Here is a 24,541-nt window from a genome sequence, read left to right on the forward strand (position 1 = left end):
GCTCCGGTGGGTTCAGACGCCCTGGCGGCTCACGCCGTCAGGCAGCGTGGCAGCGGGTGCTGGCGACGCTGCCGCAGCGGTGCTTGCATCCACAGGCAGACGCGCTGCGGGTGGTCGGCCTTGCTCCGATGCCTGGCGCAGCGCTTCGCGGCGGCCCTTCCACCAGGGCACCACATGGCTCTCCCACAGGCCCGCCAGGCCCATGGGGAAAGCCATGGTCACGCCGATGAAAAGCCCGGCCATGAGGAACAGCCACAGCTCGGGAAAGCTCTCCGAGAAATACGTCTTGCCCGCGTTCACCAGCAAGGTGCCATACACGGCACCCACCAGGCTCATGCGCCCGCCCACGGCGGCGTAGATCACCATCTCGATGGACGGCACGATGCCCACAAAACTGGGCGACATGAAGCCCACCTGCAGCGAGAACATGGCGCCCCCGATGCCCGACAGCGCGGCGGCCAGGCAGAAGGTGAAGACCTTGAAATTGGCCACGTCGTACCCCGAAAAGCGCACGCGGTCTTCCTTGTCGCGCATGGCCAGCAGCAGCGTGCCCACCTTGCCGGTCTGTATCCAGCGGCACAGGATGATCGAGCCTATGAGCAGCGCCACGCACACGTAATACAGGATGTACTTGGCGCTGTCGGTGCGCGTGTCCCAGCCCCACAGCGTCTTCAGATCCGTCATGCCGTTCACGCCACCGGTGTAGCCCTGCTGGCCGATGATGAGCACCGTCAGAATCAGCGCCACGGCCTGCGTGATGATGGCGAAATACACACCGCCCACGCGACGCTTGAACATCGCAAAGCTGATGATCCAGGCCAGCAGCGTGGGCACAACGATGACCGCTGCCAGCGCAAACGGCAGGCTCTTGAACGGAATCCAGAAGCTGGGCAGCTCGGTGATCTGGTTCCAGTCCATGAAGTCGGGGATGCCGGGCGTGGACTGGATCTTGGTGCTGATGGGGTCAGACGCTTCGAGCTTGAGGAACATGGCCATGGCATAGCCCCCCAGGCCAAAGAACACGCCCTGCCCAAGGCTGAGCACGCCGCCGTAGCCCCACACCATCACGAGGCCGATAGCGACGAATGCATAGGTGAGGTACTTGCCCACCAGGTTCAGTCGAAAGATGTCGAGTGCCAGCGGCAGCACCACGGCCAGCAGCACGGTGAGCAGTACCAGGCTGGCGAGCTGGTAGCGCAGGATCCAGGCTTTGAGGGCGTTCATGCGGAGACTCCGGTGGGCTCGAAGGAAATGGACAGATGAGCGAATTTCATCGACGAACTTTTGACGCAAACAGGCCCTGCGGCCGCACCATCAGGATCAGCACGATCAGCGACAGCGTGATCATCTTGGCCATGGAGCCCGCCATGAAGAACTCGGTGATGGACTGCGTCTGCGCAATGCCGAAGGCAGACACCACGGTGCCCAGAAGGCTGGCCGCGCCGCCAAAGGTCACCACCAGGAAGGCGTCCACGATGTAGAGCGATCCCGATGTGGGGCCGGTGGAGCCGATGGTGGTAAACGCCGCGCCCGCCACGCCGGCAATGCCGCAGCCAATGGCGAAGGTCAGGCGGTCGGTCTTCTGGGTGTCGATGCCAATGGCGTTGGCCATGACTCGGTTGCTCACCGTGGCGCGCACCCGCAGGCCCCAGCGGCTCTTGTGCAGGGCCAGCAGCACGCCCCCCGTGACCACCGCCGTCAACGCCAGCACAAACAGGCCATTGATCGGGATGTCCAACCCCTCGGCTGGCGCCCACGAACCCAGCAGCCAGTCGGGCAAGGTCGGGCTGACCTCCTTGGGGCCGATGAAAGTGCGAAAGCATTGCTGCAGGGCCAGGCTGATGCCCCAGGTGGCCAGCAGCGTGTCCAGCGGGCGTTTGTACAGGTGGCGGATCAGCCCCCATTCCACCAGCCAGCCCGCTACAAACGCAAACCCAAACGCCGCCACGATGGCCAGCGGAAAGTAATACGGAATCATTTGCGGCGCATGGTTGGCCGCGAGGGTGGAGCCCAGGTAGATCGTATAGGCGCCAATGGTCATGAACTCGCCATGGGCCATGTTGATCACGCCCATCTGCCCAAAGATGATGGCCAGGCCCAGCCCCATGAGCAGCAGCACGGCAAACAGACTCAGGCCCGCAAAGCCCTGCATCAGGCCGATGTTCATCATTTCGGAAAAGGTCATGTTGCAGCTCCTGCGTGGGCAGCGTTGGAAAACGAACAGCGGTGCCATGGGGCGGCCTCTTGCGAGGGACACCGAGGAAGGGCCGCCCCGCACCGAGGGTGTCGTCCCCCTCCCGCGCAGCGAGAGAGGGGGGAGGACGCGAAGCGCCTCAGGGGGTGTTTATTGATAACCTTTGGGAAATGGATCCGGCTTGATCAGCGCAGGCGACTCGGACACCACCTTGAACGAAGCATCCGGCATGCCCATGGCGATGCGCGACTTGCTCCACAGGTGGTGGTTGGCGTCCACCTTCACATAGCCCTCGGGTGCGGTGGTCAGCTCGATGCCGGGCGATGCGGCCACCACCTTGTCCACGTCAAAGCTCTTGGCTTTTTCGACCGCCGCCTTCCACAGCCAGGGGCCCAGGTAGCCCGCCTGCGTCACGTCGCCGATCACGGCGTCCTTGCCGTACTTGGCCTTGAAGGCGGCCACAAACTTCTTGTTGTTCTCGTTGTCGAGGGACTGGAAGTACTTCATCGACGAGTAGAAACCGTTGAAGTTCTCGCCACCCACGCCGGTCATCTCGTCTTCGGTGACCGACAGCGTGACCAGCAGTTGCTTGTCGCCCGTGATGCCCGCGGCCTTGAGCGCCTTGTAGAACGCTACGTTGGAGCCGCCCACCACCGCCACAAACAGGCAGTCGGGCTTTTGCACCTTGATCTTGTTCATCAGCGAGCCGAAGTTGGTGCTGCCCAGCGGGTAGTACTCCTCGCCGACGACCTTGCCCTTCTGGAAGTTCTCGATGTGCTTGCGCGCAATCTTCATCGAGGTGCGGGGCCAGATGTAGTCGGAGCCGATGAGGAAGAAGGTCTTGGCCTTCTTCTCGGTCTTGGCCCATTCCAGGCTGTACAGAATCTGCTGGGTGGCTTCCTGGCCGGTGTAGATCACGTTCTTGGATTGCTCCAGGCCTTCATAGAACGTGGGGTAGTAGAGCAGGCCGTTTTCTTTCTCGAACACCGGCAGCACTGCCTTGCGCGAGGCGCTGGTCCAGCAGCCAAACACGGCGGCACAGCGGTCGTTGATGAGCAGCTTCTTGGACTTCTCGGCAAACGTGGGCCAGTCGGAGGCTCCGTCTTCCTTGATGACCTTGATCTTGCGGCCCAGCACACCGCCCATGGCATTGATCTGGTCAATGGCCAGCTGCTCGGCCTGGATGGAGCCCGTTTCTGAAATCGCCATGGTGCCGGTGGCCGAGTGCAGCTGGCCCACGGTGACTTCGGTGTCGGTGATGGCGAGCTTGGTGGTGTTGACCTGCGCCGTGGGCTGGCCAAAAGACCAGGCAGGCAGGCCCGCCACGGATGCGGCGCCCAGCGCCTGCAGGATGCGACGGCGGCCGGGTTCGGCCTGGGCGGAGTCACTAAAGCGGGGGGCGGACGGGTGGCTCATGAAGACGCTCCTTGCAGGATCGGTGTGAATGAAGGGACGGGACCAAAGCGGGTTGTGTGCGCTGTGGAATGAAGGTTAGGGACAACCCTTGAATGCGCCCATACGTCAATTAACGTAGGGCTGCGTACGCACCCCGGTGCATGCACTGCAAATACACCTGCACATGGACCTGCCCATGGAATGCGTGCCCGTGCAACGCCCCAACGCGGTGCGCGCCTAGAACGCTTCTTGCTTTGTGCTGGGCATGGCCTCACCACAAGCACCCGATGCCCAGAGCGCAACACAGACGATTTTTCGTTTCCGGCGCGAGTACAACGCCTGGGTGGCCGACGAGACCATGGAGGACTACGCACTGCGCTACACGCCCAAGAGCTTTCGGCGCTGGAGCGAATTCCGCGTGGCCAACACGGCGTTCGGTTCGCTGTCGTTCCTGGCGCTGGAGGCCATTGGTGGCGCGATTGCGCTGAACTACGGCTTCAGCAATGCCATGTGGGCCATCCTGACCGTGGGCCTGCTGATTTTTCTGACGGGGCTGCCCATTGCCTACTACGCGGCGCGCTATGGGCTGGACATGGATTTGCTCACGCGCGGGGCGGGCTTTGGCTACCTGGGCTCCACCATCACCTCGCTGATCTATGCGGTGTTCACCTTCATCTTCTTTGCGCTGGAGGCGGCCATCATGGCGCTGGCGCTGCAGATGGTGGTGGACTGGCCGCTGGAGTGGTGCTACATCGCGTCGTCGCTGGTGATCCTGCCGCTGGCCATGCGCGGCATCACACTCATATCGCGCCTGCAGGCCTGGACGCAGCCGCTGTGGCTGTTCTTGCTGCTGCTGCCCTTTGTGTGGATTGCGCTGGCCCAGCCGCAGCTGTACCGCGACTTTGCGGGGCTGTCAGGCCTCAAGAGCGGCAGCAGCCAGTTTGACCCGCTCATGTTTGGTGCAGCCGCGGCGGTGATCTTTTCGCTGGTGGTGCAGATTGGCGAGCAAGTGGACTTTTTGCGCTTTCTGCCCGAGCGCACTGCCGCCAACCGCCTGCGCTGGTGGGGCGCCGTGCTGGTGGCCGGCCCCGGGTGGATCGTCATGGGCATGCTCAAGATGGCGGGCGGGGCCTTTCTGGCGTTTGCCGCGCTGCAGTTCGAGGTGGGCGCCCAGCGCGCGGCCGAGCCCACGCAGATGTTCCTCGCAGGCTTTCACCAGGTCATGCAGGCGCTGGGCCTGCCGGGCCTGGCGGTGGCCGTGACGGTGGTGTTTGTGGTGGTGTCGCAGATCAAGATCAACCTCACCAACGCCTACGCGGGCTCGCTGGCGTGGTCCAACTTTTTTGCGCGCGTCACCCGCAGCCACCCGGGGCGCGTGGTGTGGCTGGTGTTCAACGTGTTGATCGCAACCTTGCTGATGACGCTGGGTGTGTTTGGCGCGCTGGAGAAAGTGCTGGCCGTGTACAGCAACGTGGCCATTGCCTGGGTGGGTGCGCTGGTGGCCGACCTCGTCATCAACAAACCACTGGGCCTGTCGCCCAAAGGCATCGAGTTTCGGCGCGCGCACCTGTATGACTTCAACCCCGTGGGCCTGGGCGCCATGGTGCTGGCGGCCACGGTGGCCTGCTGTGCCTATGCAGGGCTGCTGGGCGAAGAGGCGGCCGCGTTTTCGCCCTTCATTGCGCTGGTGCTGTCGATGGCGCTGGCGCCGCTGCTGGCCTGGCTGACGCAGGGCCGCTACTACCTGGCGCGCGCGCCGGGCAACGAGTGGCGGCCCGGCGAGATCGTGCGCTGCGCCGTGTGCGAGAACCAGTTCGAGTCCGAAGACATGGCGCGCTGTCCGGCCTATGCCGCGCCCATCTGCTCGCTGTGCTGCTCGCTCGAATCGCGCTGCCACGACCGCTGCAAGACCGGCTCGCGCGCGGCCGACCAGCTGCGCAACGTGGTGGAAGCCTTGCTGCCGCAGCGCTGGGCCATCAAGGTGAACTTTCGCCTGGGGCAGTACTTGATGGTGATGGTGTCGCTGTGCGCTGTGATGGCGTTTCTGGTGGGCGTTGTGTATGTGCAGGAAAGCCTGCAGACCCCGGTGCCCGGGCAAATGCTGCAGATGCCGTTTCTCAAGGTGTTTGCGCTGCTGGCGCTGCTGGCCGCCGTGTGCGCGTGGTGGGTGGTGCTGAGCACCGACAGCCGGCGCATGGCGCAGGATGAATCGGAGCGGCAGACGCAGCTGCTGCTGCAGGAGATCGAGGCCCACAAGCGCACCGACGCCGAGCTGCAGGCGGCCAAGGACCAGGCCGAGTCCGCCAACCAGGCCAAGACGCGCTACGTGGCAGGCATGACGCACGAGCTGCGTTCGCCGCTCAACAGCATCCTGGGCTACACGCAGATCCTGCTCAAGAACCCGCACACCGAGGGCTGGATGCGCGAGACGTTGTCGACCATGCAGCACAGCGGCCAGCACATGCATGCGCTCATCGACGGCTCGCTGGAGCTGGCGCGCATCGAGGCGGGGCGCTTGCGGCTGGACATGGCCCCGCTGCCGCTGCCCGAGCTGATCGAGAACATCGAAGCCATGCTGCGCCCGCAGGCCGAGGCCAAGGGCCTGCACTTTGTGGTGGAGACACTGGGCACCATGCCAGGCTGGATACGGGCCGACGCCAAGCGGCTGCGGCAGATTCTGATCAACCTGCTGTCCAACGCCGTGCGGTTTACCGAGCGCGGCGAGGTGCGGCTGCGCATGGACTTTCGCCAACACGTCTCGCGCATCGAGGTGATCGACACCGGCATCGGCATCGAACCGCAAGACCTGGAGCGCATCTTTGTGCCGTTTGAGCGCGGCAGCGCCGGGCGCCGCGCCAGCGAGGCGGGCACGGGCCTGGGCCTGACCATCACGCACCTGCTTGCCGAACTGATGGGTGGCCAGCTCACGCTAACCAGCACCCCCGGCCAGGGCAGCACTTTTACCGTGCGGCTGTACCTGCCCAGCATTGCGGTAGACCCGGCCTGGACCACGCCCAGCCGCGCAACACTGCGCCCCGTCATCGGGTACCTGGCGCCCCGGCGCACGTTGCTGGTGGTGGACGACCAGCCCCTGCAGCGCCAGCTGCTGGCCGGCCTGCTGGTGCCCCTGGGTTTTGAGGTGCGCGAGGCCGCCAGCGGGCGCGAATGCATCGAGATCGTGCGCCAGACACCGCCCGACTTGGTGCTGCTCGATATCACCATGGATGACCTGGACGGCTGGCAGACCGCCACCCTGCTGCGCGAGTTGCGGCCTGCATCCGAGCTGCCCATCGTGTTCGTGTCGGCCAATCTGTTCGAGCACGAGGCCTCACGATTGGCGGCGCAGCAGTGCCAGGCTTTTGTGGGCAAGCCGGTGATCGAATCCGAACTGCTCCAGGCGCTGGAGCACGCGCTGCAGCTGGAATGGGTGCGCGACAACACGCCGCTTGCGCCCAGCCCCGAGCCCGCCGCGGGCCCCTCCAACCCGAACGACACCCCGGCCACGCTGCCCGACGAACTGCGCGAAGACCTGACCCGCCTGGCGCGGTCTGGCCAGGCCGCCGCGCTGCGCGAGCGGCTGCGGCGCGCACGCGGCGACCTGCCCGGCCATGCCGCCACGCTGGCGCTGCTGCAGGCCAGTGCCGACCGCTTCGACTTTGAGACCCTGGCCCACCACCTGCGCGAGCCCGAAGAGGGAACCCTATGAACGACGAATCCCATCCAGACCAGCAGGTCAGCCAGCGCGTGATTCTGGTGGTGGACGACGCACTCGACACCCTGCGCATGCTGTGCGACGCCCTGGCCGCCGAGGGCTACGCCGTGCTGGCCGCGCGCGACGCCGAAGAAGCCCTGCAGCGCTTTGACCTGACCGTGCCCGACGGCGTGCTGCTCGACGCCGTGATGCCCGGCATGGACGGCTTTGCGCTGTGCCGCCGGTTGAAAGCCACGCCGCCCTGGTCGCACGTGCCGGTGGTGTTCATGACGGGCTTGTCGGACACCGAGCAGATCCTGCGGGGCTTTGCCAGTGGCGGGGTGGACTACGTGGTCAAGCCCCTGCGCATCCCCGAGGTGCTGGCCCGGCTCGCCACCCATGTGCGCAACGCCCAGGCCACGCGGCTGGCGCGCGAGGCGGTCGACGTGGCCGGGCTGGGGGTGGTGGTGCTGGACGGCCAGGGCCGCGTGGCCTGGCGCTCACCCCAGGCATTGCGCTGGCTGGAAGCCGCCTTTGCCGCCGACCCCGCCCCCGCAGATGCCGCCGCTGCCTGGCTGGTGCGCGCGCAAGCCACCGGCGACCAGACCCTGGCGCTGGCCGACGGCCGCCAGTTGCTGGCCCGCCACCTGGGCGCGAGCGGCCTGGCGGAGTCGATGCTGCTGCTCAGCCGCACCACGCCCGAGGCCACCGCCCCGCGCCACCTGCAGCAGGTGGCCCTTACGCCGCGCGAGACCGAGGTGCTGTCCTGGCTGAGCAAGGGCAAGACCAACCGCGACATCGCCGACATCCTGGGCATGAGCCCGCGCACGGTGAACAAACACCTGGAGCACATTTTTGAAAAGCTGGGGGTGGAGACACGCACCGCCGCTGCGGCCATTGCGGGGCAGCTACTGCAGGCATGAGTTCGGATTTTCCGGATGGGCCACACCTGCCCCGTCCCTGCGAGCTGAGCCTGCCAAAGCCAGGGCCCTTCGACGGGCTCAGGGCGAACGATTCGTCCGATATTCCTGAGCCAGCGCCACATCAGGTGGTTTATGGGTCAAATTGGCATCTGGCGCTTGTCTGACGGGAATGTATAGCTATTAACTCAATAGCAAAACATCTTGCAACCTCAAACAGACACCGGCTCCATGGCCGACGCCGGCAGGCCGAACAGGTGGTCGAACACCCAGTTGAAAACAAAGGTGTAGCAAAGGAAGAACACGATCAGCCCCAGGTCCATCACAAACGCGTGCCACAGGGTGATGTCGAACCACCAGGCAAACAGCGGCACGAGGGTGAAGACCAGCCCGCCTTCAAAACCGATGGCATGCGCCACGCGCCGCGCAACGCTGCGACCGCGCACGGGCTGGCGAGCTTCCCAGCGCTCAAACGCCCAGTTGAAGACGATGTTCCAGACGATGGCAATCACCGAGGCTGCCACGGCCACCACGCTCGAATGGCCCGCACCCTGGCCCGAGAGCAAGGCCAGCCCGGCCGTGGCCGCCGCGATGGCGATCAGCTCGTACAGGCTCACATAGATCAGTCGGCGCTTGAGGCCCTGCAGGCCGAAAAGGGTGGGTTGCTTGTCCATGGCGGTGACTTTATGTGCCTGTAGCTGATATATAAAGTCAGCTTGTTTCAGTTTATTTGATAGACCACACCCATGGCCTTCTCTTCAGACAGCGTGCAGGTGTTCCTGGCAGCGCTGGACCACGGCTCTTTTTCGGCGGCGGCGCGGGCGCTGTCGCGGGTGCCGTCGGCCGTGAGCATGACCATTGCCCACCTGGAAGCCGAGCTGGATGTGCAGCTGTTTGACCGCAGCGGTCGCGAGCCCAGGCCCACCGCCGCCGCACGCGCGCTGGAACCGCAGGCCCGGTTGCTCGCCGGGCAGCTGCAGCAGCTCAACGCCCAGGCGCTGGCGCTGACGCAGGGGCTGGAAGAGCGGCTGACGCTGGCCATCGCGCCCGAGCTGCTGGCCGCCCGCTGGACAGGCCCCCTGGCCACGCTGGCATCTGAATACCCGCTGCTGCAGGTGGAGGTGCTGACCGCCCCGCAGGTGGATGCGCTGGCGCTGCTGCACAGCGGCCGCGCACAGCTGGCGCTGGTGTTCGAGCGGCCCAGCATCGACGGGCGCGAGGGTTTTCAGGAGGTGGGCACCGAAACCCTGGTGGCGGTGATGGCGCCGGACCATGCGGTATTGCAAGGCGCGCGCGCCTCGGCCCTGGCCCGGGGCGAGCCGCACGAGCGCGCCATGCTGCGCGAAGAACACCTGACCACCACGCGCCAGATCGTGGTGGCCAGCCGTGACCTGGGGCAAACCGACCCCCGTTTTGTATTTGCCCGCCACCACTGGCGCACCGACAACCACCTGGCCGCGCTGGGCATGATCGAAGCAGGCCTGGGCTGGGGCTGGCAGCCCCGGGCGCTGGTGCAGCCGCGCATCGAGGCGGGGCGGCTGGTGGAGATGCCGTTTGAGAACCTGAGCAACGGCACCGCCCTGTGGGTGGATGTGGTGTGGTCGAAGGAGCGGCCGCTGGGCCTGGGCGCGGCGCGGTTTGTGGCGCTGATGGCCACGGCGGCCAAGGCAGCACCCCGCTGAGCGCTCCTGCAAGGCAGGCGCTGCCCGCCCCCATGCGCACCCAGAAGGCAAGGGAGCGTTGCCGCAAAAGCAAATGCGAATTGTTTGCATTTGCATGGATAATGGCGGCCTTTCATTTGCACCCGCCCGTGCCCCGTTCAACGCGACGTCTCTCCCGTGCGGCGGTTTGCACGGCGCGCGGGAGCTAGCCCCGCCGTTTTCTCTCTACCGATCTGCACCATGCATCCCTCGATTCCCCGGCCCGCCCGGCCGACTGCTACGGCCCGCGCCACCCTGGCGCTGTGCGCCTTTACCGCCAGCGCCGCCATGGCCCAGACGGCACCCCCTGTTTCATCGGCTCTACCGACCGACGCCGTCCCCACCAGCCCCGCCCTGTCGGAAGTGCAGGTGCGTGACAGCAGCGCCACCACCGGCTACCAGGGCGTGCAGCGCAACACCGCAGCCACACGCACCGACACGCCGCTGATCGAAACCCCGCAGTCCGTGCGCGTGGTGCCCCAGCAGCTGATGGAAGACCTGGGCGCCACGCGCCTGGCCGACACCGTGGACTATGTGAGCGGCATCACCCGCCTGAACGACTTTGGCGGCACCTGGGACAACTATGCGATCCGTGGCTTCAGCAACACCGACGGCGGCCAGCTGCTCAACGGCTTTGCCTCCAACCGGGGCTATGGCCCGCAGCGCGACGTGAGCTCGGTCGAGCGCATTGAATTTCTCAAAGGCCCGGCGGCAGCGTTGTATGGCAGCAGCGAGCCGGGCGGCACGCTTAACATCGTCACCAAAAAGCCGCAGTTCACTCCCGCGCACAAGGCGGGTGTGCACGTGGGCGGGCATGGCTACCGCCGTGCCACGCTCGACACCACCGGCCCGCTGGGCACGGACGTTGCCTACCGCCTGAACGTGGCGGCCGAGGACGGCGCGAGCCGTACCGCGCTGGTGGACAACCGCAAGATGGTGGTGGCCCCGTCCCTCACCTGGAACCTGGGCGCCAACACGGTGCTGAACTACGAGGCGGAGTTCATCCGCATCCGCACCCCGCTGGACCGGGGCATCGTGCAGGTGCGGGGCAACGTGGGCGCGCTGCCGTCCGACCGCTACCTGGGCGACCCCAGCCGCGAGAACCTGCATGTCAACGGCGACACGCACCAGCTGACGCTGGACCACGACCTGGGCCAGGGCTGGCGCACGCGCCTGGGCGCGTCGTACCGCGAGACGGACCTGTATGGCCCAGCCATCGACCTCACGGGCGCGCTGGCTGCCGACGGCCGCACCCTGACCCGCCGCGACAGCTGGCGCAGCCTGCCAGCGCGCGATGCATCGCTGCAGGGCGAAGTCGAAGGCAAGCTGCAAGCGGGCGGCTTCAGCCACACCGTGCTGGCAGGTGTGGAGACCTGGCGGCTCACTGCGGCGCAGGACATCCGCTACTCCAGCCTGGCCAGCCAGCCGTTTGCCATCGACATCTACAACCCGGTCTACAACCAGCCCGTGGGCAACCTCACGCCGGGTTTTGACCTGGTGGACCGCACCCGCGCCACGGGCGTATTTGTGCAGGACCAGATCGACCTGACCGAAAAATGGAAGCTGCTGGCCGGTGTGCGCTTTGACCGCTTTCACCAGGACAGCGAAAACCGCTTGGCCGCCACCCGCCAGGAGCAGGCGCATTCGGCCACCACGCCGCGCATCGGGCTCACCTATCTGGTCAACCCCAACACTTCGGTGTACGCCTCGGCCGGGCGCTCGTTCCGCCCCAACGCAGGCACCGATGAAAGCGGCAAGGCGTTCGACCCGCAAAACGGCCAGGCCCTGGAACTGGGCGCCAAGTGGCAGTCGGCCGACCAGCGCCTGAACGCGAGCGTGGCGCTGTTCGATATCCGCAAGACCAATGTGCTCACGCGCAGCCCCACCAACGCCAACTTCAGCATTGCGGCGGGCGAGGTGCAAAGCCGGGGCCTGGAGCTGGATGTGGCCGGGCAGATAGACACCCACTGGCGCATGACGGCCAACATGGCCTACACCGACACCGAGGTGACCCGCGACAACAACACCGCCCTGCTGGGCAAGCGCCTGCTGAACGTGCCGCGCGTGAGCGCCGGGCTGTTTGCCATCCGCGAAGACCAGGCACCCTGGGGCGGCCGCTACGGCGTGGGCGGCGGCCTGGTGCATGTGGGCGAGCGCACGGGCACCGCCACCGACACCTACCGCCTGCCCGCCTACACCACGGCGCGCATCACCGGCTACTGGCAGATCGACAAGCGCACCCGCCTGACGCTGGATGTGCACAACCTGTTCGACAAGGCGTACTACACAGCGTCGTGGGGTGCGCTCACCGTGGTGCCGGGCTTGGTGCGGCAGGTGGTGGCGGGGGTGCAGGTGGCTTTTTGAGTCAAATAGGGCTCTAGCGCTTATCCATCAAGCGCCAGTAGCTATGTATTTAGTAGCAATCAACTGCTGCAGCACAAGCGAAGTCTCTGCTTTCACCGTCCTCCGGCACCCAGAGGCGGTCTGCCCAGCCGCCGTCCACCGCCAGCTGGCGCACCGCAGCGCGCGTGGTGGGGCAGTGGTCCAGCGCCTGCAGGTGGTTCACCACCAGCGTGCCGTGGGCCAGCTGCGCGGCTTCGGCCATGTCGGCGGCGTCCATGAGGATTTCTGCCCCCACATCAAACCGGGCGCCGCCCGCAGGCAACACCGACACCTCGGGCTGCAAGCGCGCCAGGCAGTCGCGCACCTTGGGCGTGAGCATGGTGTCGCCCGCCAGGTAAACGCTGGGCTCGCCCGGCAGCTCCAGCAGGTAGCCGTGGCCGTGCTCCATAAACCGGCCCACCCATCCGTGGCCGTGCACACACGGGATCGGCGTGACATGGCCGCCCAGCGCCAACGGCTGGCGCCCTGTTCCCGCCAGCGGCCACACCAGCAGGCCGCGCTGCGCCAGGTAGTCGGCATCGCGTGGCATGCAGATCACCGGAATCTGCCGCTCGCGCAGAAAGCGCTTGCCCGCACGGTCCAGGTGGTCGAAGTGGCCGCGTTGGCAGTGCGTGATGAGGGCGTGGGTCACACGCTGCAGCAGCGCATCGCTGCCCTCGGGCAGATCCACAATGGGATTGCGCTGGCGCCCCGTGCCCAGGTAGCGCAACGCGGGCAGGCTGCCCCGGGGGGCGAGCATGGGGTCTACCAGCAGGCCCACGGGGCGGCCCTGGGATTGGAATTCAAGAAGCAGGGTGGCGTTGCGCAATTGGGTGATCTGCATGGTGGGGCTCCAAAGCCAGTGGGGTATGCAGTGGATTGTTGAAAATCCGGTGCCTGGCGAAAATGGCCTGGTTTGACAATTTCTATCCATTTCAGGCCACAACACCTCGCCACCATGCGCCGTACCGCCACCCCACCCGCACCACCCCTGCGTCTGGCACTGCTGCTGTACCCCGGTTGCATGCCCGCAGGCCTCTTCGCCACCGCCGACCTGGCCCGCGCCGCCAACTTGCGTGCGCAGCGCCCGGTGATCACCACCTGCTGGGCCGGCGCAGACCTGCAGCCTGTGCCCACCTGGCAAGGCCCCGCCCTCACGCCCAGCGTCAGTCTGGCGCAGGCCGAGGTGGACGCGGTGCTGGTGCCAGGCCTGTGGCTGTCTTCGCCCGACGGACTGCAGGCGGCGCAGCAGCAACAGCACATCGCACCCGCCATCGCGGCACTGCGCGCCCTGCCCCGCCGCACCCAGGTGTGGAGCTATTGCGCGGGCGTAGCGCTGGCTGCGGCCAGCGGCCGGATGCGCGGGCGCGGCGCCACGGCCACCTGGTGGCTGCGGGCCCCGCTGCAACAGCAGTTTGGCGCGGTGCACTGGCGCTTTGACGAACCTTTGGTGGAAGACGGCCCCATCACCACCGCGGCAGGCGCCAACGGCTACCTGCCGCTGATGCTGCACGCGCTGGCAACGCGGCTGGACGCTGAAGCCCTGGCAGATCTGCAGTCGCTGCTGATGCTGCCCCGCCCGCGCACCACCCACCCGGCGTTTGCGGGGCACGACCTCATGGCAGTGACCGACGCCGAACTGCGGCGCGCGATGCTCTGGGTGCAGCGTTGCCCCGCCACCGCACTGCGCCTGCCCGCGCTGGCCGAGGCGCTGGGCCTGTCGCCCCGCACGCTGGCGCGGCGGGTGCAGGCGCACACGGGGCTTTCTGCCGCGCACTGGATGCGGCGCATCAAGCTGCGGCAGGTGAGCGAGGCCCTGTGCGACACACCCCTGCCGCTCAAGCGCATTGCCGAGGACCTGGGCTTTGCCAGCGAGGCGGGCCTGCACCGCGCTTTTCAGCAGGCCACGGGGCAGACGCCGCTGGCCTACCGCATGGCGCACGGGTGAAGGCGCAGGGGGGGGGCAGCCAGCGCACGGGATCGTTCACAAGGAGGATGCCGCCGAGCGCAAAGTTTGCGATCATGCCCCCGCTCCCTCTGCATCAACTCTTAGCACCACGACAGGACGAACACCCATGCCTGCTTCCACCTACACCGCTACCTGCCACTGCGGCGCCGTCGAAGTCGAGGCCACGCTGGACCTGGCCCAGCCCACCTACCGCTGCAACTGCAGCATCTGCCGCCGCACGCGCTTCTGGCCTTCCGTGGCACTGCCCGGGGGCTTTCGCATCACCCAGGGCGAAGGCGACCTCACGCGATACACCTTCGGCACCCACAAGAACCACCACTACTTCTGCCGCCACTGCGGCGTGCGCGTGTTCGGCCACGGCACCGACACACCGATGGGCGAAATGCACGGCGTGAAGGTGGGATGTATCAATGGCCTGACCGACGAAGACCTTGCGCGCCTGGCCATCGTGCGGGTGGACGGGCTGCACGACCGGTGGCAGCAGGCACCTGCGCACAGCGGATATCTTTGAGGGCCCCGCAGTGTTCCAATAGCGCCACTGCCGCTGCCCTGCCTGGAGTCTCCATGCCTTTTCCGTTTGATCCGAGCAAGTCCTCTTTGATGCAGCGCCTGCTGCCCTGGCAGCCTGCGCCTGCAAAGCCTGCGACCGAAGAACGGCGCCGCGAGCCCCCACGGCACACCGTGTCACTGGAAGACTTCGATCCCGGCGCCAAACCCTTCTCGCTGGGCGACAAGGCCCAGGACAAGGCAGCCGTCGAAGACCTGGCGGTGGAACTGGACGGACTGCAGAACCTGTTCTACGCCGACAAGCGCTACAAGCTGCTCGTGGTGCTGCAAGGTACCGACACCTCGGGCAAGGACGGTACCATCCGTGGCGTGTTTGGCCGCATGAGCGCCCTGGGCGTACACGCTGTGGGCTGGAAGGCCCCCACCGAAACCGAGCGCGCACACGACTACCTCTGGCGCATCCACCAGCAGGTGCCGCAGGCGGGCGACATCACCGTGTTCAACCGCAGCCACTACGAGGACGTGCTGGTGCCCCTGGTCAACGGTTGGATCACGCCGGAGCAGCACCAGCAGCGTCTGGCGCACATCAACGACTTTGAACGCATGCTCAGCGAGACGGGCACCATCGTGCTCAAGTTTCTGCTGCACATCGGGTTTGATGAGCAGCGCGAGCGGCTGCAAGAGCGCCTGGATGACCCGGCTAAACACTGGAAGTTCAGCATGGGCGACATTGAAGTGCGCAAGCAGTGGGCGCAGTACCAAGATGCCTATGGCACCCTGCTCGCTGCCACCCACACGCCCTGGGCGCCCTGGACCATCGTGCCCGCCAACTCCAAGACGCACCGCAACCTGATGATCGCCACGGTGCTGCGCGAGGTGCTGCAGAAGCTGGACCTGCGCTACCCAGCTGGCGACCCCGCGCTGGCCGGCTTCACGGTGAAATGACCGCTCGTGCGGCGGTGCAGCACGCTGCCTTCTCGGCGTTTTCACTGGCCACATTTTTGTTGCAGTGCCGCATTGGGCGGTGTTTTCCCGTGGTTATGCATTAATTGCATAGCACCAAAACACTACGGCCTTAGACAGCGTGCAGCGGCAGGCATAAGCTTCGCAGCCTGAACTGATCCCACAAGGAATTCACCATGTCGCAACCCGTCGGCGCCCCTGCCGCACAATCCCACCCCCTGCCCTCGTACCTGCAGGCCGACCACCTCGGCCCCTGGGGCAACTACCTGCAGCAGGTAGACCGCGTCACCCCCTACCTGGGCAGCCTGGCGCGTTGGGTGGAAACCCTCAAGCGTCCCAAGCGCATCCTGATCGTGGACGTGCCGATCGAGCTGGACAACGGCACCATCGCCCACTACGAAGGCTACCGCGTGCAGCACAACCTGAGCCGGGGCCCCGGCAAGGGCGGCGTGCGTTTTCACCAGGACGTGACGCTGTCAGAAGTGATGGCCCTGTCGGCCTGGATGTCGGTGAAGAACGCTGCGGTGAACGTGCCCTACGGCGGCGCCAAGGGCGGTATCCGCGTGGACCCCAAGAAGCTCTCGATGGGTGAGCTGGAGCGCCTGACGCGCCGCTACACCAGCGAGATCGGCCTGCTGATCGGCCCGTCCAAGGACATCCCTGCGCCTGATGTGAACACCAACGGCCAGATCATGGCCTGGATGATGGACACGTATTCGATGAACACCGGCGCCACCGCCACCGGCGTGGTGACCGGCAAGCCCGTGGACCTGGGCGGCTCGCTGGGCCGCGTCGAGGCCACCGGCCGCGGCGTGTACACAGTGGGCGTGGAAGCCGCCAAGCTGACCGGCCTGGCGCTGGAAGGTGCCCGCATCGCAGTCCAAGGCTTTGGCAACGTGGGCGGCATTGCGGCCAAGCTGTTCGCCGAAGCAGGCGCCAAGGTGGTGGCTGTGCAAGATCACACCGGCACCATCTTCAACAGCAAGGGCCTCGATGTGCCCGCGCTGCTGGCGCATGTGAAGACCCGTGGCGGCGTGGGCGGCTTTGCCGGCGCCGATGTGATGAAGGCCGAGGAGTTCTGGGGCGTGGATTGCGAGATCCTGATCCCTGCTGCGCTGGAAGGCCAGATCACCAAGGACAACGCAGGCCAGATCAAGGCCAAGCTCGTGATCGAGGGCGCCAACGGCCCCACGACCACCGAGGCCGATGACATCCTGCACGACAAGGGCGTGCTGGTGCTGCCCGACGTGATCGCCAACGCGGGCGGTGTGACGGTGAGCTACTTTGAATGGGTGCAGGATTTTTCCAGCTTCTTCTGGAGCGAGGACGAGATCAACGCCCGCCTGGTGCGCATCATGCAGGAGGCCTTTGCGGGCATCTGGCAAGTGGCGCAAGAGCACAAGGTGAGCCTGCGCACCGCCACCTTCATCGTGGCCTGCCAGCGCATTCTCCATGCGCGCGAAATGCGCGGGCTGTATCCGTAAGCCCCCCTGAGCGGCTGCGCCGCTTCCCCCGAGGGGGACGCACCCGGTGGCCTGGCGGAGCCAGTTCCACGGGTGCACTGGTGTGAGGGCTGCGCGCCCCGCAAAGGCCACGCCCATCCAGGCGGCGAGTCCCTTTCAAAACCGCCAGCACCGCGATCCGGTCCTGGCGGTTTTTGCTTTTCTCCGTGTTGGCACACATGCGCTGTGGCGCTGTGGCGCCGCAGCGACGGTGCCGGGATGCCGTGTGCCGTTAGCTGGTCCAAACCGACCGCACAGCCGCGCCAGCAACAACAAGATACGTGTACATACAAATTGTGGCGGCTTGCAACCTGCGCACATGAAAAACTGGCTGGCCATGCCTTCTGTCGGAGACTTCCGTGGCCTTTCCATCCCTGCGCAGCCTGGTGGTGCGCTTTCTGCTCAGCCGCCTGCGCACGGCGCGGTCGGTGGCGCGCCTGGCGTACCGACGCCATGCCCACAAACCCGCGCTCATCGACCGGCGTGGCACCCTCACCTACGCACAGCTGCAAGAGCGCGTGCAGCGGCTGCAGGCCTGGATGCAGGCGCAGGGCGTGAAGAAGGGCGACGTTGTGTTCACCCTGCTGCCCGAGACCGGTGAACAGTACGAAGCCCGGCTCGCCACGTTCGAGAACGGCACCATCTTCGCGAGCTTTCACAAACACCTGCCGGCCGATGCGGCGCTGGCCACCATGGTCCGCGTCCGGCCGGCGGTGCTCATCCACGACCCGCTGCTGAGCGCGCCCATCCTGCGGGCCGTGCGCGAGCAGTTGCCCGGGATACGCCTGCTGGCGCTGGGCGATGACTACGAGCAGGCACTGGCGCAGCATGCGCCTGCCCCCGGCAAGGCCACGCTGCACGAAGACGATATCTTTGCGCTGCACATGACCTCGGGCACCACGGGGCTGCCCAAGTCCATCGGCTACAGCAACCGCAAGTACCTCGACAGCGTGCGGCTGATCTCCAAGTCCATCGATTTCCGCCCCCCCGCCAGCCGCCAGGATGTGAACATGCTGGGCCTGCCCCTCACCGGCCCTGGCTCGGGCCTGGTGCTGCCCACCCTGCTGGCGGGCGCCACGCTCGTGATGCCCGAAGACTTCAGCGCCGCCACGCTGGCCGCGTTGATCCAGAAGCACCGCGTCTCGCGCGCCTTTCTGTCGCCCTCGGCTATCATCGACCTGCTCGACGAGCCCATGCTGGGCCAGTACGACCTCTCGTCCCTTACGCATGTGCCCTATGGCTCCGAGATGATGCCGGCGCCCAAGATTGCCGAGGCCATCCGCCGTTTCGGGCCGATCTTCCAGCAAGGTTATGGCTGCCTGGAGGCGCTGCCGCCCATCACCTGGCTGCTGCCTCACCAGCATGTGGACGCGCAGGGCCAGCCACTGGGCAATGACATCCTCTCCACCGTGGGCCGGGTGATGCCCGGGGTGCAGGTGGTCATCCGCGACGAACAGTTTGCGCCCCTGCCGTTGGGCCAGATGGGCCTCATCACCGTGTTGACGCCGGTGCGTTTTGACGGCTATTGGCTCGACCCCGAAAAAACCCAGGAGACGCTGCGCGACGGCTGGGTGGTGATGGGCGATGTGGGCTATTTCGATGCGGCTGGCTACCTGCATGTGCTGGGCCGCAGCGCCGACCGCGTATTGCGCCACGGGCAGTGGCTCAACCCCCGCGAGGTGGAAGAGGTGGCGCACACCCACCCCGCCGTCAAGGAGGCCTGCCTGGTACAGCACGGTGCCCGTGCTGTGCTGGTGCTGAGCCTGCGCCAGAGCTGGCGCACCGGGCATGACTGGCAAGCGCTGGAGCACGACATTGCCCAGTATCTGGCACACAAGCTGCCCGCCGACCACCAGCCGGACGATGTACGCATCGTCGAAGAGGTCCCGCGCAGCTTCCTCAACAAGATGCTGCGCCGCGAGGTGCGCCTGATGCTGGAGGCCGCCCCGCCCCGCGTGGCCCATGCTCCCACCACGGGGAGCCCGACGGCGTCTCTTTCGGCTGCGCATCCATGACGGGCCCCGCCACCCGGCTCTCGCTGGGCACCAAGCTGGGCTATGCCACCGGCAATGTCGGCCTGCAGATGCAGATTGCCGCCATGAACTTCATGCTCATGATCTTCTACACCGACGTGGCCCTGGTGGCCCCTGCCGTGGCCGGCGCGGCGCTGCTGGTGGGCAAGGTGTGGGACACCATCAACGACCCGCTGTTTGGCTGGATGACCGACCGCACCCGCTCGCGCCTTGGCCGCCACCGGGTCTATCTGATCTATGGCGCGGCTCCGCTCGCCATCGCTGCAGCAGCGGTGTGGATGGTGCCCCCGGGCCTCAGCCCGTGGGCCGCGTTCCTGTGGATCGCCCTGACCTACACCGTGTTCGACACGCTCATGACCCTGGTGCAGCTGCCCTACCAGGCCATGGCTGCCAACATGACCCGCGACTACGACGAGCGCACCAGCCTCACGGCCTATGCATCGATGGGCGCCCTGCTGGGCTTTTTTGCGGGCAGCGTTTTCATGCCCGTGCTGGTGCGCGCAGCCCCGGACGCCCGCACGGGCTATGCGCTGGCGGGCTCGTGTTTCGGGCTGGTCGCGGGCGTAGCCATCGCCGTGGTGGCCTGGCGCGTGCGCGAACCGGCAGAAAGTGTGGCGGAACAGGCGGTGCGGCCTGTGGATGCCGATACCCCCGCAATGTGGGAGTCGGTGCGCGAGACCTTGCGGACCACGCTGCACAACCGCCCCTTCCTGATGCTGATGGGCGCTGCAACGCTGGTGCGCCTGGGCCTCACGCTCGTGCAGGCCTCGCTCGCGTATTTCGTGATCTACCAGCTGCAGGGCGACAAGGGCGACCTGCCGCGCTTCATGGGCACCCTGCTGGGCGTGGTGGGCCTCTCGTTGTTCATGTGGAAGCGCGTGGTGGACCGCTGGGAAAAGAACCTGGCCTACATCCTGGGCCTGGTGTTCTGCGCGGCCGGGCTGGTGGCGCTGTACTGGGTGGGCCCGGGTGACCAGCGCTTGGTCACCGCCATTTTGGTGGTGGTCGGTATCGGCATGGGAGCCCACTGGATCGTGCCTTTTGCCATGGTGCCCGACACCATCGATCACGGCCACATGCAAACGGGCGAACGCAAGACCGGCATGTACTACGGCCTGTACGGCCTGATGGACAAGCTGGCACGCACGCTGGCCACCGTGCTGGTGGCTGGCATGCTGGACGTGACGGGCTATGTGCCCAACGTGGCGCAGTCCGCCACGGCGCTGCAGGGCATCACGCTGATGACGGGCATCCTGCCGGCGGTGTGCCTGGTGCTGGCCATTCCGCTGCTGGTGGCCTATCCGATCACCCGTTCACGCCACGCAGACATACTGGAGCGCAGTGGCAGGCACTGAGCCCCGGCAATCGCCCCGCCCTACACGGCCTGTTGCGGGCCGTGGGTCGCCAGGTCATTCCAGCCAGCGTACGTTCTGCAGAATCTCGTCGAAGAAACTGCGCAAGGTGACTGCAGACATGCTGTAGGGATCGAAATCTGCAGTCCCCGAGTATTTCAGGAACAGCTGGCGATTGGATTCGAGTGACGCAATCAGCCCCATCGACCAGCCGGTGAAGCGCCGGCAAGGAATTTCGCTCATGTCCAGGACCGCCGTGTCGCGGTGGCGGCCGTCTTTCAGCAAGCGGTGGTACAGCGCGTTGACGGCAGCCCGGTCACCTTCGAGCAGTTGCAGAAAGATGCCGTTGTTCAGGCACAGGGCGCCCGTGATCCCGGCGCGGGTGTTGTTGCGCTGCGAGGCCCCCAAAATGTCCTTCACGTCTGCAGGCCCCAGCACACGCGAAGAACGGCTCGCGTAGATCAGTTGTATCAACATGTGTGTCTCCAAAACGCCGAGTGTGTCAGCGCTGGCCTTGCCCGGTGGCCCGCACGGAAAAAACCCCTCAAAACCCATCGCCGAATCCGCCCGAAGGGACTTCAAACGGACTTCGAATACCCCGGATGGGGCATGGGTGGAGGGTCTTTGCGCGCAAGAGCACCGCAGCCAGAGGGGATCGTGTAACTTTCGGTAGCTCAACTCGGTACCCGGTACGACACCCATGACGGAATTGCCGCCTCCCCTGCCTGCCGACGACGCCCGGATACAGGCGGCGCTCACCGACACGCTGCGGTTGGCTGCGGTGCGCGAAACCGGCTTGCTCGACAGCATCGCCGAAGAGAGCTTTGACCGATTGACCCGGCTGGCCTCCACGATCACTGGCGCTCCAGTCACCTTCATCTCGTTGCTCGACGCGCACCGCGACTTCTACAAAAGCACATTTGGCATGGGCGAGCCGTTGAGCACACTGCGACAGCTCACCGGGCGGACGTTTTGCCACTACTCCATGGTGTCTGACGGGCCCCTGGTGCTGGAAGATGCCACGCAGTTGCCCGTGTTCCGCGACGTGCCCACCGTGGCATCGCTCGGGGTGCGCGCCTACGCAGGCATCCCCCTGAAAACCGAAGCGGGCGAGGTTCTGGGCAGCTTTTGTGCAGTGGATTTCAAGGCCAAGCAGTGGACGAAAAAGGACATCGAAATCCTGGTCGAACTGGCCCACTCCACGATGCGCGAGATCCGGCTGCGCCGGGCATTGCGCGACGCCGAGGTGCTCAACCAGCAGCTGGTCGAGCAAATCCAGAAGGTGGACGCACTGAACCTGGCGCTCAACGAGCTGGCCCGGACCGACCCGCTCACCGGCCTGCGCAACCGGCGCGCATTTGACGACAGCCTGGAGCTGGAACTGGCCGTGGTGGAGCGCACGCAGTCGCCCCTGAGCCTGCTCATGCTGGACGTGGACCATTTCAAGCAGATCAACGACAACTTCGGCCATGAGGCTGGCGACAAGGTGCTGCGGTCCATCGCGCAGGTGCTCAGCGGCTGCGTCAGGATCATCGACATCGTGGCCCGGGTGGGCGGCGAGGAGTTTGCCGTGATCCTGCCCCACACGGATGCACAGGGCGCCCACGAAGTCGCCCAGCGCATGCGTGTTGCGGTGGCCCAGGCCGGCTGGCTGAGCCAGCCCACCACCATCAGCATTGGTGCGGCCAGCTTGCGGGATGCAGAGAGCGCGTGCAGCCTCTTTGCACGGGCGGACGCAGCGCTGTACGCCGCCAAGAAATCTGGGCGAAACCGCGTGGTGACGGCGTGAACCGCCTGAGGGCGTTCAGCGCGATGCGCTGCCGTACGCCGAAGCGTCCACCGTGGCCACCGAACGAAAAGCCGGCTTGGCAAACAGATAGCCCTGCATCAGGTGTATCCCCACATCGAACAGAAAGTCACGCTCGGCCGGTGTCTCGATGCCTTCGGCGACGACCTTGATGTCCATTTCCTCGCACAGCCGCACCAGACTGCGCACGATGGCCTGGCGGGCGCGGTTGGCATCCACGTTGCGGATCAGGTCCATGTCGATCTTGATGATGTCGGGCTGAAAATCCGACAGCAGCTTCATGCCCGCATAGCCTGCACCGAAGTCGTCAATGGCGGTCTGGAAACCGCAGCGCTTGTACTCGCGCAGGATCTGGGCAAACCAGGGGCCGTCCTCAATGCGCTCGCCCTCGGTCACCTCAAAGATGATCTGAGAGAGCGGAAAGCCGTTCGCCCTGGCAGCCTCCAGGGTCGTGCGGATGCACACCTCAGGTTTGTAGATCGCATTGGGCAGAAAATTGATCGACACCGGCTGCGCCATCCCCAGCTCTGCTGCGCCCTTGATGGCTTTGACCCGGCAGGCCTGGTCAAAGCGGTAGCGGTTGTGGTCGTTGACCTGCGCCAACACGGTCATCGCGCCCTCGCCACCCGGCCCCCTCACCAGTGCTTCGTGCGCAAAGACCACACGGCGCTCCACGTCCACGATGGGCTGGTACGCGTAGTCAAACTGAAACCCCAGCCCCACGGCCTTGCCGCAATCCTCGCAGTCCTTCGGAGTGCCGCCCAACGGGACGAAACCGACGGGGAAAGAGGCATTGGACGGGGAGAGGGGAAGCACGCGCATGGCCAGGATTCTCCGTTCAATTCACCAAACAAGGGGGTTGGGCTGGATTTGACCTCACACAGGCCACTGCTTGCAAATGACCGGTGTGCAAAGAGCTTGATTGGCACCCGGATTGCCATCAAGCGCTGGACGCCGGGCCCACCGGTTCGGGCGGCAGCACGCCGCGCATTGCCAGGCAAAACGGCTGCACACATTCAGCCCGCGCGGCATAGGGGCAGCCCGCCGTTTCGCACAGGCCGGATGCGCCATTGCGCGCACGCTCATCCTCACGCGGCACCTGGCCGCTGGCCTGCAGCACGGCCATCTGCGTCCACGGGTCCAGACGGCCCGTGGCCTGCTGGAGCATGTCGCGGCCGTACACCGTGGCGGCCAACTGCGGCTGCAAGTCCAGCACCAGCAGCGCACTGGTGCGCGGTGCGGCGGCGTCCATGCCCTGCAACACCAAAGCCATCACGCCCGACTGCAGCGGCTGGCCGCCCCCGGCAAACGGCACCTGCAGCGCGGCGCCTGCAGCACTGGCGTTTGCGCTGGCCTGTGCTGCGGCTGCACCGGTCGCTGGCGACGCCTGCGTCGCCAGCCATGGCACCGGTGCACGCAAGGTCAGCGCCAGCCCGCGCGGCCCCTCGGGTGTCAACACCACGCCCTGACGTACCAGCCAGGTCTGCAGCGGCGGCTGGTCGGCATCCAGCGCCCCACTCTCCAGCGCCTGCGCCATGCCGATGGGCCAGGGCTGCGCGGCCACTACGCGCTGCGGCACCCCGGCCTGGGCCGTGACCTGCGCCACGAGCGCGCTCACCAAACGCAGCAGCGGCGCACCCAACCCCGTGGCAGGCCAGTCAACGCCTGACAACGATGCCGCCGAAGGGGTGGACACGGCGGATGCCGACGTTGGCGCCCCCGCGGGAAGTGGGGGCGACGCCAGCGGCGTTAACGGCCCACGCGGCGCAGGTCCCGCCTTCACCCCTGAAGCGGCAGCATGACCCGCTACTTCGCGCCGTGGGTCAAAACCCGCGCCCAGCTGCTCGCGCGCCTGGGCTGAAATGCTGGCCTTGTCGGCCGGTGCGGGCAAAGGCCCAGCGGGGGGGCTGGGCGAGGTGGTTGTGGGCGGCGGCGCGCTCGGGTCGGCCGTGGGCAGCGGTGCGGGCGCAGGCGTGGGTTTGTCCAGCCCCAGCAGTGCGCTCTGCCGCTGCAGCGCCGCCTCGGCCAGAAACTGGGCCACGGGCGGAAGCGCGTTGCGGGAGGGGTCGATGGGGAGGGACATACCGTACGTGCAAAGGGATGCCCGATTCTGTAGCGATTCCGCC

General features: G+C 66.3%; 19 protein-coding genes. 11 read left to right on the forward strand and 8 right to left on the reverse strand.

The genetic code is table 11. The features are described from left to right. Positions 1 to 12: 12 nt before the first annotated feature. The 3 genes from urtC to urtA all read right to left on the reverse strand — a co-directional run bounded on the left by urtC (position 13) and on the right by urtA (position 3,610). Positions 13 to 1,224 carry an urea ABC transporter permease subunit UrtC gene (gene urtC / locus LPA35_RS10410; protein WP_218301303.1) on the reverse strand — a complete coding sequence of 404 codons (1,212 nt, stop codon included), beginning with the start codon at positions 1,222 to 1,224 and terminating at the stop codon, positions 13 to 15. 46 nt (positions 1,225 to 1,270) lie between these two features. Further along, positions 1,271 to 2,185 (reverse strand): urea ABC transporter permease subunit UrtB, encoded by a 915-nt coding sequence (gene urtB, locus LPA35_RS10415; RefSeq protein ID WP_121421886.1) that lies wholly within the window; start codon positions 2,183 to 2,185, stop codon positions 1,271 to 1,273. A gap of 159 nt (positions 2,186 to 2,344) precedes the next feature. Next, on the reverse strand, positions 2,345 to 3,610 hold the full coding sequence (gene urtA, locus LPA35_RS10420) for an urea ABC transporter substrate-binding protein (protein ID WP_228896924.1): 1,266 nt from the start codon (positions 3,608 to 3,610) through the stop codon (positions 2,345 to 2,347). Positions 3,611 to 3,854: 244 nt separating this feature from the next. On the opposite strand from urtA, the gene LPA35_RS10425 reads away from it, so the two are divergent. Continuing rightward, positions 3,855 to 7,295, forward strand: coding sequence for an ATP-binding protein (locus tag LPA35_RS10425; protein ID WP_228896925.1), 3,441 nt, complete (start codon positions 3,855 to 3,857; stop codon positions 7,293 to 7,295). Next, a complete protein-coding gene (locus LPA35_RS10430; RefSeq protein ID WP_228896926.1) occupies positions 7,292 to 8,203 on the forward strand; it encodes a response regulator in 912 nt (303 codons plus the stop codon). The genes LPA35_RS10425 and LPA35_RS10430 overlap by 4 nt, the downstream gene beginning before the upstream one ends. A gap of 209 nt (positions 8,204 to 8,412) precedes the next feature. On the opposite strand, the gene LPA35_RS10435 is transcribed toward LPA35_RS10430, so the two are convergent. Next, a complete protein-coding gene (locus LPA35_RS10435; protein WP_199727052.1) occupies positions 8,413 to 8,874 on the reverse strand; it encodes a PACE efflux transporter in 462 nt (153 codons plus the stop codon). Positions 8,875 to 8,946: 72 nt separating this feature from the next. Between LPA35_RS10435 and LPA35_RS10440 the strand changes: the two genes are divergently transcribed. Next, complete coding sequence (locus LPA35_RS10440) at positions 8,947 to 9,882, forward strand: LysR family transcriptional regulator (protein ID WP_228896927.1); 936 nt, start codon at positions 8,947 to 8,949, stop codon at positions 9,880 to 9,882. 219 nt (positions 9,883 to 10,101) lie between these two features. After that, a complete protein-coding gene (locus LPA35_RS10445) occupies positions 10,102 to 12,264 on the forward strand; it encodes a TonB-dependent siderophore receptor (RefSeq protein WP_228896928.1) in 2,163 nt (720 codons plus the stop codon). 49 nt (positions 12,265 to 12,313) lie between these two features. Here LPA35_RS10445 and LPA35_RS10450 read toward each other — a convergent pair whose 3' ends face one another. Continuing rightward, positions 12,314 to 13,126: an MBL fold metallo-hydrolase gene (locus tag LPA35_RS10450; protein ID WP_228896929.1), complete on the reverse strand. Its 813-nt coding sequence runs from the start codon at positions 13,124 to 13,126 to the stop codon at positions 12,314 to 12,316. Positions 13,127 to 13,240: 114 nt separating this feature from the next. On the opposite strand from LPA35_RS10450, the gene LPA35_RS10455 reads away from it, so the two are divergent. From LPA35_RS10455 to LPA35_RS10480, 6 genes are all read left to right on the forward strand, one after another. Next, entirely contained in the window at positions 13,241 to 14,230 is a 990-nt protein-coding gene (locus tag LPA35_RS10455; protein WP_228896930.1) for a GlxA family transcriptional regulator, read from the forward strand. A 127-nt stretch (positions 14,231 to 14,357) separates the two neighbouring features. Next, positions 14,358 to 14,762, forward strand: coding sequence for a GFA family protein (locus tag LPA35_RS10460; protein WP_228896931.1), 405 nt, complete (start codon positions 14,358 to 14,360; stop codon positions 14,760 to 14,762). A 53-nt stretch (positions 14,763 to 14,815) separates the two neighbouring features. Continuing rightward, positions 14,816 to 15,703 (forward strand): PPK2 family polyphosphate kinase, encoded by an 888-nt coding sequence (locus tag LPA35_RS10465; RefSeq protein WP_228896932.1) that lies wholly within the window; start codon positions 14,816 to 14,818, stop codon positions 15,701 to 15,703. Between the two features lie 194 nt (positions 15,704 to 15,897). Then, a complete protein-coding gene (locus tag LPA35_RS10470) occupies positions 15,898 to 17,205 on the forward strand; it encodes a Glu/Leu/Phe/Val dehydrogenase (protein WP_055398770.1) in 1,308 nt (435 codons plus the stop codon). A gap of 377 nt (positions 17,206 to 17,582) precedes the next feature. Then, positions 17,583 to 19,238: a class I adenylate-forming enzyme family protein gene (locus tag LPA35_RS10475; protein WP_228896933.1), complete on the forward strand. Its 1,656-nt coding sequence runs from the start codon at positions 17,583 to 17,585 to the stop codon at positions 19,236 to 19,238. Then, on the forward strand, positions 19,235 to 20,611 hold the full coding sequence (locus tag LPA35_RS10480; protein ID WP_228896934.1) for an MFS transporter: 1,377 nt from the start codon (positions 19,235 to 19,237) through the stop codon (positions 20,609 to 20,611). The genes LPA35_RS10475 and LPA35_RS10480 overlap by 4 nt, the downstream gene beginning before the upstream one ends. A 54-nt stretch (positions 20,612 to 20,665) precedes the next feature. Here the strand turns inward: LPA35_RS10480 and LPA35_RS10485 are convergent, their stop codons facing one another. Beyond that, positions 20,666 to 21,085, reverse strand: coding sequence for a BLUF domain-containing protein (locus LPA35_RS10485; protein ID WP_055398776.1), 420 nt, complete (start codon positions 21,083 to 21,085; stop codon positions 20,666 to 20,668). Positions 21,086 to 21,308: 223 nt separating this feature from the next. Between LPA35_RS10485 and LPA35_RS10490 the strand changes: the two genes are divergently transcribed. Then, positions 21,309 to 22,397: a sensor domain-containing diguanylate cyclase gene (locus LPA35_RS10490; protein WP_228896935.1), complete on the forward strand. Its 1,089-nt coding sequence runs from the start codon at positions 21,309 to 21,311 to the stop codon at positions 22,395 to 22,397. Positions 22,398 to 22,412: 15 nt separating this feature from the next. On the opposite strand, the gene LPA35_RS10495 is transcribed toward LPA35_RS10490, so the two are convergent. Together LPA35_RS10495 and LPA35_RS10500 are read right to left on the reverse strand one after the other, a co-directional pair. Next, positions 22,413 to 23,237: an EAL domain-containing protein gene (locus tag LPA35_RS10495; protein ID WP_228896936.1), complete on the reverse strand. Its 825-nt coding sequence runs from the start codon at positions 23,235 to 23,237 to the stop codon at positions 22,413 to 22,415. Positions 23,238 to 23,355: 118 nt separating this feature from the next. Beyond that, complete coding sequence (locus LPA35_RS10500) at positions 23,356 to 24,498, reverse strand: hypothetical protein (protein ID WP_228896937.1); 1,143 nt, start codon at positions 24,496 to 24,498, stop codon at positions 23,356 to 23,358. Between the last annotated feature and the right edge of the window lie 43 nt (positions 24,499 to 24,541).

Origin of the sequence: Acidovorax sp. Leaf73 (assembly GCF_916855635.1) — a bacterium.
GTDB classification, from domain to species: domain Bacteria; phylum Pseudomonadota; class Gammaproteobacteria; order Burkholderiales; family Burkholderiaceae_C; genus Acidovorax; species Acidovorax facilis.